At 68.3% G+C, this 12,363-nt stretch carries 12 protein-coding genes and 1 pseudogene; 6 read left to right on the top strand and 7 right to left on the bottom strand.

What is annotated here, in order from left to right:
* Positions 1–10: 10 nt before the first annotated feature.
* The 4 genes from A5777_RS23340 to A5777_RS23325 form a co-directional block, all read right to left on the bottom strand.
* Complete coding sequence (locus tag A5777_RS23340; RefSeq protein WP_064865169.1) at positions 11–1,753, bottom strand: glycerol-3-phosphate dehydrogenase/oxidase; 1,743 nt, start codon at positions 1,751–1,753, stop codon at positions 11–13.
* A 75-nt stretch (positions 1,754–1,828) separates the two neighbouring features.
* On the bottom strand, positions 1,829–2,275 hold the full coding sequence (locus A5777_RS23335) for a hypothetical protein (protein ID WP_064865166.1): 447 nt from the start codon (positions 2,273–2,275) through the stop codon (positions 1,829–1,831).
* Positions 2,272–3,519 (bottom strand): hypothetical protein, encoded by a 1,248-nt coding sequence (locus A5777_RS23330; protein WP_231895182.1) that lies wholly within the window; start codon positions 3,517–3,519, stop codon positions 2,272–2,274. The genes A5777_RS23335 and A5777_RS23330 overlap by 4 nt, the downstream gene beginning before the upstream one ends.
* Positions 3,520–3,801: 282 nt before the next feature.
* Complete coding sequence (locus tag A5777_RS23325; RefSeq protein ID WP_005207843.1) at positions 3,802–5,205, bottom strand: NAD(P)H-quinone dehydrogenase; 1,404 nt, start codon at positions 5,203–5,205, stop codon at positions 3,802–3,804.
* 166 nt (positions 5,206–5,371) lie between these two features.
* Between A5777_RS23325 and A5777_RS23320 the strand changes: the two genes are divergently transcribed.
* A complete protein-coding gene (locus tag A5777_RS23320; protein WP_039856596.1) occupies positions 5,372–5,854 on the top strand; it encodes a gamma-glutamylcyclotransferase in 483 nt (160 codons plus the stop codon).
* A 34-nt stretch (positions 5,855–5,888) separates the two neighbouring features.
* Here the strand turns inward: A5777_RS23320 and A5777_RS23315 are convergent, their stop codons facing one another.
* Positions 5,889–7,055 carry an amidohydrolase gene (locus A5777_RS23315; protein ID WP_064865159.1) on the bottom strand — a complete coding sequence of 389 codons (1,167 nt, stop codon included), beginning with the start codon at positions 7,053–7,055 and terminating at the stop codon, positions 5,889–5,891.
* Positions 7,052–7,765, bottom strand: coding sequence for an enoyl-CoA hydratase/isomerase family protein (locus A5777_RS23310; protein WP_005207846.1), 714 nt, complete (start codon positions 7,763–7,765; stop codon positions 7,052–7,054). Before A5777_RS23310 ends, A5777_RS23315 begins: the two co-directional genes overlap by 4 nt.
* 58 nt (positions 7,766–7,823) lie before the next feature.
* Between A5777_RS23310 and A5777_RS23305 the strand changes: the two genes are divergently transcribed.
* Genes A5777_RS23305 through A5777_RS23290 form a run of 4 tightly spaced genes read left to right on the top strand, consistent with a single transcriptional unit; the run spans position 7,824 to position 11,931 of the window.
* The gene (locus tag A5777_RS23305) at positions 7,824–8,636 is read left to right on the top strand and encodes a purine-nucleoside phosphorylase (protein WP_039856598.1); all 813 of its coding nucleotides are present in this window, start codon (positions 7,824–7,826) and stop codon (positions 8,634–8,636) included.
* 32 nt (positions 8,637–8,668) lie between these two features.
* Positions 8,669–10,366 carry a phospho-sugar mutase gene (locus A5777_RS23300; RefSeq protein ID WP_064865155.1) on the top strand — a complete coding sequence of 566 codons (1,698 nt, stop codon included), beginning with the start codon at positions 8,669–8,671 and terminating at the stop codon, positions 10,364–10,366.
* Between the two features lie 48 nt (positions 10,367–10,414).
* Complete coding sequence (locus tag A5777_RS23295; protein ID WP_064865198.1) at positions 10,415–11,083, top strand: hypothetical protein; 669 nt, start codon at positions 10,415–10,417, stop codon at positions 11,081–11,083.
* A 53-nt stretch (positions 11,084–11,136) separates the two neighbouring features.
* A complete protein-coding gene (locus A5777_RS23290; protein ID WP_064865150.1) occupies positions 11,137–11,931 on the top strand; it encodes an ABC transporter ATP-binding protein in 795 nt (264 codons plus the stop codon).
* A 46-nt stretch (positions 11,932–11,977) separates the two neighbouring features.
* On the opposite strand, the gene A5777_RS25590 is transcribed toward A5777_RS23290, so the two are convergent.
* Positions 11,978–12,145: a uracil phosphoribosyltransferase gene (locus A5777_RS25590; RefSeq protein WP_442903069.1), complete on the bottom strand. Its 168-nt coding sequence runs from the start codon at positions 12,143–12,145 to the stop codon at positions 11,978–11,980.
* Positions 12,146–12,154: 9 nt separating this feature from the next.
* Here A5777_RS25590 and A5777_RS23285 point away from each other — a divergent pair.
* Positions 12,155–12,363 (top strand): annotated as a pseudogene (locus tag A5777_RS23285) (uracil phosphoribosyltransferase); the annotation flags it as partial.

The following is a 12,363-nucleotide window of genomic DNA, read 5'->3' as shown; positions in this document are numbered from 1 at the left end:
AGCGTGCCATTCAGTCCGGAATCGGCACCGGTTCCAGGATGTCGACCCGCGACTCAGGTGCAGCGGCACGCAGCGCGTCTGCCGATTCGTCGTCGGGTTGCTGTTGTGAGGCGATCTCCGCGGCGACCCGCGCCTTGTAGGTCTCGACCTCGAACGCCACCTTCTCAGGGCCCCAGCCGAGAACCGGCGCGACGAGGTCGGCGACCTCTTGAGCGCAGTCGACGCCGCGATGCGCGTACTCGATCGAGATCCTGGTTCTGCGCGCCAGGATGTCCTCGAGGTGCAGTGCCGCCTCATCGACGGCCGCATACACGACCTCCACGCGCAGATACTGCGGCGCGGCCTCGAGTGGACGCAGCAGCGACGGATCATCCGCCGCGTAGAACAACACGTCGTCGATCAGCGATCCGTACCGGTTGAGCAGTCGACGGATCCGGTAGGGGTGCAGTCCGTACTTCTCGCCGAGAGACTCGCACTGGTTGATCAGCGCGAAGTACCCGTCGGCGCCGATGAGCGGGACACGCTCGGTGATCGACGGCGCAACGCGTGTCGGGATGAAATCGACGCAGGCATCGACGGCGTCGGCGGCCATCACGCGGTACGTCGTGTACTTGCCACCGGCGATCGAGATGAGCCCCGGCGCGATCTCGGCCACCGCGTGCTCGCGTGAAAGCTTCGACGTCGCTTCGTCCTCGCCTGCGAGCAGGGGTCGCAGCCCGGCGTAGACGCCTTCGATGTCGTCGTGACGCAGCGGTGTCACCAGCACCTCGTTGACACGTTCGAGCAGGTAGTCGATGTCGGCGCGGGTCGCGGCCGGGTGCGCGAGATCGAGGTGCCAGTCGGTGTCGGTCGTGCCGACGATCCAGTGCGTCTCCCACGGGATCACGAACAGCACCGAGGACGCGGTCCGCAAGATGATCGCCGTCTCGCTCACGATCCGATCGCGCGGCACCACGATGTGTACGCCTTTGGAGGCCCGGACTTTGAACCGCCCGCGTTGCTTGGACAGTGCCCGCACCTCGTCGGTCCACACGCCTGCCGCGTTGATCACGCAGTGCGCTTTGATCTCGGCGGTCTCACCGTTCTCGGTATCGCGGACGCGCACACCCATGATGCGGTCGGCGTCGCGCAGAAATCCGACCACCTGCGTCGACGTGCGGATCACCGCACCATAGTTCGCGGCGGTGCGCGCGACGGTGAGACTGTGCCGGGCGTCGTCGACAACGGTGTCGTAGTAGCGGATGCCGCCGATCAGCGAATCACGCTTCAACGCGGGCGCCACGCGGAGCGCACCCGACCGCGTCACATGCTTCTGGCCCGGCACCGATTTGGCGCCGCCCATCGTGTCGTAGAGGAAGATCCCCGCGGCGACGTACGGACGTTCCCAGACGCGATGCGTGAGCGGGTAGAGGAACGGCAACGGCTTGACCAGGTGCGGGGCCAGCAGGCTGAGTGAGAGTTCGCGCTCGTGGAGCGCTTCACGCACCAACCCGAACTCGAGTTGTTCGAGATAACGCAGTCCGCCGTGAAACATCTTCGACGAGCGGCTCGACGTGCCCGAAGCGATGTCTCGCGCCTCGACGAGCGCGACCCGCAGGCCACGCGTCGCGGCGTCGAGAGCCGCTCCGACGCCGACGACACCACCGCCGATGACGACGATGTCGAACTGTTCGGTACCCAGCCGACGCCACGCCTGCTCGCGGTAGAGCGGCCCAAGGTCAGCTGGTCGGTCCGGATTGAACTCCGTCTCCATGAGCCGAGACTAATCGACACCACGGGGGTTCACCGGTCATTGATACGGCGCGCCGACCGGCACGCAGGCACCCGGTCAGGTGAAGTCGACCAGCACGCCGACCACACCCGCGCTGCCACCCAGAGCGACCGACGCCTCGTACACCGCTTCTCGCATACGACGCCGAGCGGCGATGTCGGCGTCGAAAATGATTGCCAGACAAGTCAATCCGCGAGCAGCGCGAAAGTGAACGCGTTGGGTGAGCGCATCGCCCGCACGGTGCGCAGCGAGGCCGTCGACATCACGCTGCACCATCGCGGCGTCGAGTCGCTTGAGGGTGTCTTTCGACACCCGACCAGTGGTCTGCCATTGGGTCATCGCGTCGAGTACCGATTCGACCCCACCGATGTCGGTGACGTCGACAACGACGACCGCCAGTCGGCCGAGCGCATCGTCGACGACGTCGTCGGCAACGCGGTCGGCGAGACCGCGAACGTCGGGCGACAACCTGTCGATCCGACCGGCGGTGGCGTTCGGAGTCATCGGCCCGCACCCCGCTCACGAGAGGCCTCAGCGTGCGCACCGGATCGCTGCGCATCGACCTTCGGTTCGCTCGCGCTGGTGTCGGCAGCGGGATCGAGCGGCGGCATCGACTGCGGCGTCCAGTCGCCGATCACCGGCGGACCGACGAGCGGGAGGTCGCCGACGATCTCCTCGCCGTGCTCACGGGTGTTGAGGTAGCGGGCCGACTGGTGCTTGTTGTCGCCACGGTCGCGCGCACCGCCACCCGACGCCGGTGGCATCGCGGAGTTCGGACCCGACCGCATCGCAGGTCCCGCACTCGGGCTCGCCGACATTGCAGGCGTCGACGGCGCGGCGCCCAACCCAGGCGGTCGCGATGCGCCGAGTGATGGCGCAAGCGCACTCCCCGAACCCGCGCCGACGCCCTGACCTGCGCCGAGACCGGACGATCCGCTACGACCCGCGCCCAGCGATCCCGTCCGCCCAGAGTCCGCGCCACCGGGTCCACCGATGCCACTCACCGGTGTGCTCGCCGCGGCAGAGTCGGCGCTGCCGAACCCTCCTCGCGTCAGCCGGTCGGCATCAGCGTCGGCCGTGCCTGCCGCCGACGTTCCGGTGGAGCTCGACGGTCCGCCGGGGCCCACTCCACCCGCAGCGGGGGACGCAGGCGCCGGCGTCGACGACGAGGTCGCGACCTCGCCGCTCGATCCCGGTCCGGCGGAGCCGCTCAGGTCGGAATCGGCGATGTTGCCCGACTGCGTGCGCCCCGATCCCGCGCCGGTGCCGGCGACGACACCCTGGCCCGAGTCGCTGCCCGCCATCGGATCCGACGACGCAGCCGGCAGTTCGGGTAGCCACGTCTGGACGCTGACCATCGGGTTCGTGTAGACGCCTTCCATCAACGACACGACCTCCGCACGCAACGTCGACGCATCCTCGGGATGCGCGCGGATCTGCGCGGCCGCATGCCTGACAGCACCGGCCTGCTGAGAGGTAGCGGTGAGGACGTCCTGGGCCTGCGCGAGTGCGTCGATCGCGGGCCGGACGGACTCGGCCGCCGCTGAGATGGCTTTGCCGACACCCGCACCCGCCGCGGTACTTCCGTCGGCCGCACGCCCGAGCATCGTGTCGTCTCCGAAGGCGCTCGTCAGACTCTTCACGACCTTCCCGACAGCGTCGAGCGCGGCTTGAATGGCGTTCGCGTCACCGCTGGCAGAGCTGTCGGTGATGCTCTCGATCTTCGCGAGGATCTCGGCGACACTCATCGAAGCCCATGGAGTGCGGCCATTGCTGGTCGCATGAGCACCCCCGTCGTTGAACAGGTAGCTGTTCCGAGAGCCTGTACCAGTGCTTACCGCGGGCAAATCGGGATGCTCGTAGTACCGACCCGACACGCGTACCTCCCCGTCAGTCGTCGCGTGATCTCGCCGAAACGGTACCGCGACATCGCCGCGCGCGGCCGAGGATTCTCGCGCCTGTGCACCAACTCCAGCCTGTGCACCAACTCAACCTGCGCTGGCCCTTCGCCGCGGGCACGCCGAGAGAACTCAGTCGAGGTCGTCGTGCCGCACGAGCTGTCGCGCGGCCTCGGTGATCGAACCCGAGAGCGAGGGATAAACCGAGAGCGTCTGGGCGAGATCGCCGACGGTCAGCTTGTTCTGCACGGCCAAGGCGATGGGAAGGATCAACTCCGACGCCGTCGGTGCGACCACCACACCCCCGATCACGACACCGGTCGCGGGGCGGCAGAAGATCTTGACGAAGCCTCTCCGCAGACCGCTCATCTTGGCGCGCGGGTTGGTGGAGAGCGGCAGCATCACGGTGCGCGCCGGGTACTCGCCGGCGTCGATCGCCTGCTGCGAGACGCCGACGGTGGCGATCTCCGGACGCGTGAAGATCGCGGAGGCAACGGTTTTCAGCTTGATCGGGCTCACGCCCTCGCCGAGCGAGTGATACATCGCGATGCGACCCTGCATGGCGGCGACGGAGGCAAGCGGGAACAACCCGGTGCAGTCGCCCGCCGCGTAGATACCCGGCACAGAGGTGCGCGACACCCGGTCGACGGTGATGTAGCCGCCCTTGTCCGTCGCGACTCCCGCACGGTCGAGACCGATTTCCCCCGTGTTGGGGACCGAACCAACGGTCATCAACACATGCGAGCCGGTCACCGTGCGGCCGTCGGCGAGGTACACGGTCACGGAGTCGCCGGTGGGTTCCACCTTGTCGGCACGCGCATGTTTGACCAATTCGACGCCGCGCTCGGCCAGCGCATCCTCGAGGACCAGCGCAGCGTCTTCGTCCTCGCCGGGCAGCACGCGGTCGCGGCTGGAAACGAGCGTCACCTTCACTCCGAGTTCGGTGTAGGCGTGCACGAACTCGGCACCCGTCACACCCGAGCCGACGACGACGAGATGCTCTGGCAGCTTGTCGAGGTCGTAGAGCTGGCGCCACGTCAGGATGCGGTCGCCATCCGGCGCGGCGTCGGGCAGGACGCGCGGCGACGCGCCTGTCGCGATCAGGACGACATCGCCGTCGTAGTGCTCGGTCGTGCCATCCTGCAGCGTCGCCACGACGCGGTGCGACGCGATGCCGGGGTGCGTCTCCTCCAGCGAGGCGTAGCCGGACACGAGTGTCACGCCTTCGCTGAGCAGCCTGTCGCGGATGTCTGCCGACTGCGCGAACGCGAGGTCGCGGACGCGCTGGTGAATCTGCGGCAGCGTGACCAGCGCGTCGTCGGTGCGCAGGTTGATGCCGAGATCGATGGCTCGCCGAACCTCGGTTCGGATACCGGTCGACGCGATGAAGGTCTTCGACGGCACGCAGTCCCACAGCACGCACGCGCCGCCGATGCCGTCGGAGTCGATCAGGGTGACGTCGGCGCCGTACGCTGCCGCAACCAGCGCCGCCTCGTAGCCGGCGGGGCCACCGCCGATGATCACGATCCTGGTCACAGAGCACACTCCTGTTCGGTGAGAGGGGCCATCGGGTACGGCGCATAGAGGCACCGCTCAACACCTCCAACCTAGTCCCACCCCGACGTCCACGCCGTCACCGGGCGAGTCGCGTCGCTCACCGTCCGCTTTCGTGACGGGCCGCGACCATCTAGAGTTTCCCGACGTGCCGATATATGCCGCGTACGGGTCCAACATGAGTCCGGATCAGATGACCGAGCGCGCGCCGCACTCCCCGATGTCGGGGACCGGCTGGCTGCGCGGTTGGCGACTCACCTTTGCCGGCGCCGACATCGGTTGGGAGGGATCGCTCGCGACGGTCACCGAGGACCGCGACGATCCCGAGGCCAAGGTCTTCGTCGTGCTCTACGACGTCCCCGACGAGGACGAGGCCACCCTCGACCGGTGGGAGGGCTCAGAACTCGGCATCCACCGCAAGATCCGTGCGCGCGTGGACACCTCCGACGGCCCCGTCCTCGCGTGGCTCTACGTGATGGACGCCTTCGAAGGCGGACTGCCGTCGGCGCGCTACCTCGGCGTGATGGCCGACGCGGCCGAAAGTGCAGGCGCTCCAGCTGATTACGTGCAGGACATCAGGCTGCGCGAGGCGCGCAACGTCGGACCGGGACCCGGCCCCATCGACTCCTGAGCGACGCCGCGGGCCCGACGCGGGGCGGGCGTGCTCAGCCTATGTCGAGCACGACGCCCGCGAGGGTGCGCACGCCGACCTCGAGTGCGCGCTCGTCGAGGTCGAAGTTGGGCTGGTGCAGATCCATCTGCGGCCCCAGCCCGTCCCACACGCCGAGCCTGCCCATCGCACCCGGAACGTGCTCGAGATACCACGAAAAGTCTTCTCCCCCAGGCGATTGCGGGGTGTCCGCGATGGCCTGTGGCCCTAGCGTCGATACCGACTTCGCCAACATCGCGATCGCGGTCTCGTCGTTGACCACCGGCGGCACTCCACGGAAGTAGGACAGGTCGTAGGAGACTCCGAGCGGGCCGAGCAGTTGCCCGACGACACTGCGCACCAACGGTTCCAACTCGTCCCACGTGCCGTGGTCCCCGGTGCGGACGGTGCCCCGCAGCATGCCCTCCTGCGGAATCGCGTTGGGCGCGTTGCCCGCATGCGCCGCACCCCACGCCATGACCGTGCCCGAGCGGGGGTCGACCCTGCGCGACAGCACACCGGGGAGTCCGGTGATCACCGTACCCATCGCGTACACGATGTCGCCGGTGAGGTGCGGGCGCGATGTGTGCCCGCCGGGCGAATGTATTTGCAGTTCAATGTGATCCGCCGCCGATGTCAGCGCGCCGGCTCGGAGGCCGACCGAGCCGACAGGAAGTCGGGGATCGCAGTGCAGCGCAAAGATCCGACTGACGCCCTCGGTCACTCCGGCGGCGACGGCGTCGAGCGCACCGCCGGGCATGACCTCCTCGGCGGGCTGGAAGATCAGTCGCACACCGACCGGTAGCAACGGCACGGCCGCGAGCAGTCGGGCCACCCCGATCAGGATCGCGGTGTGCGCATCATGGCCGCACGAGTGCGAGACACCCTCCACGGTCGACGAGAACGGCAATCCGGTGTGCTCGGTGATGGGCAGCGCGTCCATGTCGGCACGGAGCGCGATGCGCTGACCCGTCGTCGGGCCGAGATCGCAGACCACACCAGTGCCCAGCGGAAGACGCGTGGGGTTCAGGCCCACTTCTCCGAGAAGCGCCATGACCATCTCGGTGGTCTTGACCTCTTGCCGAGACAACTCGGGCTGCTGGTGAATGGCACGCCGCCAGCCGACGACGTCGGCGCGGTGAGCCGCCCACCAGTCGTCGATGATCGACGCGCCGTCGCTCATAGCAGCGCTGCAGGGGTCGGGGCCGCGAGATCGGCGAGAAGGTGCTGCCGCAGTGCCCGTTTGACGTTGGCGAGGTTCGGCCCAGCGACCGCCGTACGCTCAGCGGCGACCTCACTCGCCCGCGTGAGCAGGTCGTCGGCCGCCACAGCGTCGTCCACGATGCCCGCCGTCACGGCGTCGGCCGCACCGTAGCGGCGACTGGTCAGCATGGCCTCTGTGGCGGTGCGATCCGGCAGGCGCGTGGTGAGCAGTCCTGCCATCCCGCGCGGGAACGGCATGTTCAACGCGGCCTCGGGGAGCGACCAGAAGCCACGTTCGGTGCGCATGACCACGTAGTCGGCGCACAGCGCGAGCATGGCGCCCGCACCGAACGCGTGACCGTTGACCGCTGCCACCGTTGACTGCGGAAGCGTCAGGACCTTCGCGTAGAGCGCATGCACCCGGTCGAGGTACGCGGGCAGCTCCGACGCGTTGGCGAAGACGAAGTCGGTATCGAGTCCGTTGGTGAAGAACTTGCCTGTCGAAGTGATCACCAGGCCCTTGGCCGGGCCCGCCGCGATCTCGTCGAGCAGGCCTTCGATCGCGTCGAGCCACGCAGGGCTGAACCGGTTCTCGGGATTGTTCTCGTCGAGTTCGACACCCGGCGACCCGAGGTACAGGTAGGCGATATCGGGATTCTCGGACTGCGCTGCGTCAGACAGATACGGCATGGGTCGACCTTATCGCCTGGTCACACGCCGCACGCAGGATGCCCCTAGTGTGATGCCCATGGATCCCACCGTCGACGCCGACGCCGCGGCCATCTCCGCGGCAGCGACCATCGCAGCCGAAACCGATGCCTCCACACACGACGTCGCGGTCGTCCTCGGATCTGGCTGGGCCCCGGCGGCTGAGGCGTTCGGCGCACCGATCGCGTCCGTGCCGATGGCGCACATCCCCGGCTTCCTGCCGCCGACGGCCGCAGGACACGGCGGCGTCATCCACTCGGTGCGGATCGGAAACTGTCGAGTCCTGTTGATGCTGGGCAGGATTCACGCCTATGAGGGCCACGACCTCGCCCGCGTCGTCCACCCGGTACGCACTGCGGCTGCGGCCGGTGCCCGCACGATCGTGCTCACCAATGCGGCGGGCGGCCTGCGCGACGACATGTCCGTCGGCCAACCGGTCCTCATCAGCGACCACCTCAATCTCACCGCGCGCTCGCCGCTTGTCGGTGCGCAGTTCGTCGATCTGGTCGATGCCTACTCCCCGCGCCTGCGCGCCGTCGCCCGCGGTATCGAGCCGTCGCTGGCCGAAGGGGTGTACGCGGGACTACCCGGACCCCACTACGAGACCCCCGCGGAGATCCGGATGCTCCGGACCATCGGCGCCGACCTGGTCGGGATGTCGACGGTGCACGAGACGATCGCCGCCCGCGCGGCGGCGATGGAGGTTCTCGGTATCTCGCTGGTCACCAACCTCGCGGCCGGGATCACCGGAGAACCGCTCAGCCACACCGAGGTTCTCGAGGTTGGTCGGGCGTCGGCGGCACGAATGGGCACGCTGCTCGCCGCGATCATCGAAGAACTCGGCGCGGCGTGAGTGGCGGAGTCGAGGACGCGAGAGACGGAGTCATGGACCTGAGCGAACGAGTCGAGGACGAGTGGGTCGCCGCGTGGATCGCCGCCGATCCCGATCCCGCAACCCGCGCCGAACTCTCCGCACTGGACGGCCCCGACCTCGCCGAGCGTTTCGCCGCACCGCTACGGTTCGGCACCGCGGGGTTGCGTGGCCCGGTGCGCGCGGGCCCCAACGGAATGAACGTCGCAGTCGTCACCCGAGCGACGGCGGGCCTTGCCGCGTGGCTGATCGAGCACGGACACCGGGGCGGTTCGGTCGTGGTCGGTCGTGATGCCCGTCATGGTTCCGAGCAGTTCGCCGCTGCGGCGGCGCAGGTCCTCGCGGCGGCAGGCTTCCGCGTCGTCGTGGTTCCCGCGCCGGGTCCGACGCCGCTGGTGGCGTTCGCGTGTCGCGATCTCGACGCCGTCGCGGGTGTCCAGATCACGGCATCCCACAATCCGCCCGGCGACAACGGCTACAAGGTCTACCTTGCGGGGGGCGCCCAGATCGTTCCGCCGGCCGACGGTGAGATCGAGGAACTCATCGCCGCATCGCCCCACGCCGTCGACGTTCCTCGCCGAGACGTCGTGCACGATCCCCGCGCCGACGAGATCGTCGGCCGCTACCTCGACCGCATCAGCACCCGTTTCCCGATGGTCGCCGACGCCTCACTGCGGATCGCTCTGACGCCGATGCACGGCGTCGGCGGCGCGCTCGCCGTCGATGCCCTTGCGCGCGCCGGATTCACCGACGTCCACGTCGTCGACGAACAGTTCGACCCCGACCCGGACTTCCCCACCGTGGCCTTCCCGAATCCCGAGGAGGCGGGGGCAAGCGACCTACTGCTCGCATGCGCGGAGAAGGTCGAAGCCGACATTGCGATCGCACTCGATCCCGACGCCGACCGGTGCGCGGTGGGCACGCGCGTCGACGGCACCTGGCGGATGCTCACCGGCGATGAGACAGGTGCGCTGCTCGGCTCGTTCATCCTCTCCGACGCCGCCGCAGGCCCCGACGACTCGCCACCGGTCGTTGCGAGCACGCTGGTGTCGAGCAGTCTGCTGGAGAAGATCGCCAGGCGCGTGGGCGCACGTCATGTCACGACGCTGACCGGCTTCAAATGGCTTGTGCGCGCGGGCGAACCGCTGCGCTACGCCTACGAGGAGGCGATCGGGCACTGTGTGGACCCCGACGCGGTGCGCGACAAGGACGGCATCAGCGCGGCGGTGGCAGTGGCCGTGTTGGCCGACCGTTGTCGACGCGACGACGTCGGAGTGGCCGACCTGCTCGTGTCGCTCTACGAGACACACGGCGTGCATGTGACGCGCCAACATTCGGTGCGCGTCGACGACACCACCGTGATCGCTGCACTGATGGACCGTCTACGCACCTCACCGCCGAGCACACTGGCAGGCATCGCCGTGACCGCCGAGGACTACGCCCGCCGCGACGACGGCCTGCGCACGGACGCGATCGCGCTCAGCGGGGTGGCTGGTGACGGGATGTCGGTGCGGGTGATGGCACGCCCCTCCGGCACCGAGCCGAAGCTCAAGTACTACATCGAAATGACGACACCTCCCGGTTTCGTGGTGTCGGCAACACAATCGCCCGCGCAAACGACATACGGTGCAGATACCCGTGCACTGGTCCATCTGCTCGACGACATGACGCTGCGTGTCGCGGCCGAACTCGCCGAGTACGGCCGCACCTGATCGACACCACAGTCCGGCAACGGGTCACCGACGGAAGGAATGCTCCGCATGACCTACCCCCAGCTGCCCCCGCAGCGGTCGCCGTGGTCGTCTCCGGCGGTGATCATCGCGATCGTGACGGGAGTCCTCCTCGTCGTCGGCGTCGTTCTGGCCACGCTCATCCTGCTCCCGCGTCTCGAAGGCGACGATTCGAGCTCGGCGGCGGCGTCGAGTTCAGCTGTGCCGACGACCGGGGCACCGGCCAGCGTCGGATCCGCGACCACCACGGGCGGCTCCGGTGGTGCCCAGAACGGCACTCGCCCCACCGAATCCCAGAACAATGGCAACCAGAACGATGGGAGCCAGAACAACGGCAACCAGAACACGGGTAGCCCCACGACCCCGCACGCCACCCCCGACATCGCGGGAACCGACTGGCAGGGGTTCACCGGGGGTCCGCGCTGCAACGCGGCCGACGACCCGGCGATGGTGATCGCCCAGACGAATCGCTCGCAGATCGTGATCTGCCAGGTCGGTTCGCAGTCCGGACGCTGGTACTACAAGGGATACGCCGACGGAAATTCCGTCGAGGTCGGCTATCCGACTCGCAGCGGCAACACCTACAGCGCCACCAACGGCAACGTGACCTACGTCGTGGGGCCGAGCCAACTCGACATCGAGAAGAACGGCGAGACCATCGCCACCGAGCCGATGAGCGCGTACTGGAGCGCATCCTGACCTGCGCCTCCATACCCCGTGACGGGGCGTCGGGATCGCTGGATTACAACTGATTGGTGACCTCCCCCGACGCGCCAGTCCTGAACGCCTCATCGGTCGACGTCGTCCGCAGCGGACGAAAACTACTGCACGACGTCAACCTGTCGGTCTCGCCGGGCGAGCACTGGGCACTGTTGGGACCCAATGGCGCGGGCAAGTCGACGCTGATGGCGATCCTGGGCGCGCGCAGTCATCCCACGACCGGAACCGTTGATGTGCTCGGTCGTCGGCTCGGTCGGGTCGACATGCGCGAGTTGCGAACCCACATCGGTCACGTCGACCCGCGCTGGCGTATCGACGTGCCGATCACCGCACACGACGTCGTGCTGACCGGACTCACCAACACCCCGGAGCTCGACCACCGCCACGTCTACACCGACGAGGAGCATCGCCACGCCGACGACCTGCTCGAGATGTTGGGTATGAGTGCCCGCAGAGACTCCGAGTGGCCGGTGATGAGCCAGGGCGAGCGGGGTCGCACGCTGATCGCGCGGGCCCTCATGCCACGTCCCGCGCTCTTGCTGCTCGACGAGCCCGCGACTGGCCTCGACCTCGCCGCGCGCGAACGTCTGCTGTCGGCCATCGACCGCCTGCGCGCAGACGTCGATCGCCTCGCCAGCGTTCTTGTCACCCATCACCTCGAGGATCTGCCGAGTTCGACGACGCACGCGATGCTGCTCCGCGACGGCGAGGTGACGGCGTCGGGACCCGTTGCTCAGACGCTGACCTCGGACGAGATCAGCGCCTGCTTCGACCACCCGGTCTCTGTCCGACGACACGACGGTCGCTGGTCGGCGACGGCCGCGTAACGCGCTTCGGCGTCGACATCCCCGCTGCGTCCTCGACGTGGGGTCCTCAGCGAGGGCCGAACTGGCGGTCGCCCGCATCGCCGAGTCCAGGCACGATGTAGGCGGCGTCGTTGAGTCCGTCATCGACAGAAGCGACCACCAGTCGTACCGGATGCCCCGAATCATCCAGTGCGGCAACACCTTCCGGAGCAGCAACGACGCAGACCGCGGTGATGTCCGTCGCGTTGCGTGCGACGAGGAGACCGCCCAGCCGGTGCCGTACCTCGAATCGCTGCCCGAAGATCTGTCCGGGTTCCCGGTGTTCGTCCTCGATCCGATGCTCGCCACCGGCGGATCGATGCTGCACACGATCGAACTCCTCGTCGCACGCAACGCGACGGACATCACCGCGGTCTGCGTCGTTGCTGCTCCGGAAGGTGTTGCCGCACTGGA

Source organism: Gordonia sp. 852002-10350_SCH5691597, from assembly GCF_001665715.1.
Classification (GTDB): Bacteria; Actinomycetota; Actinomycetes; order Mycobacteriales; family Mycobacteriaceae; genus Gordonia; species Gordonia sputi.
The sequence above is the reverse complement of the archived record's forward strand: the minus strand, read 5'-3'. Positions and strand labels throughout refer to the sequence as shown.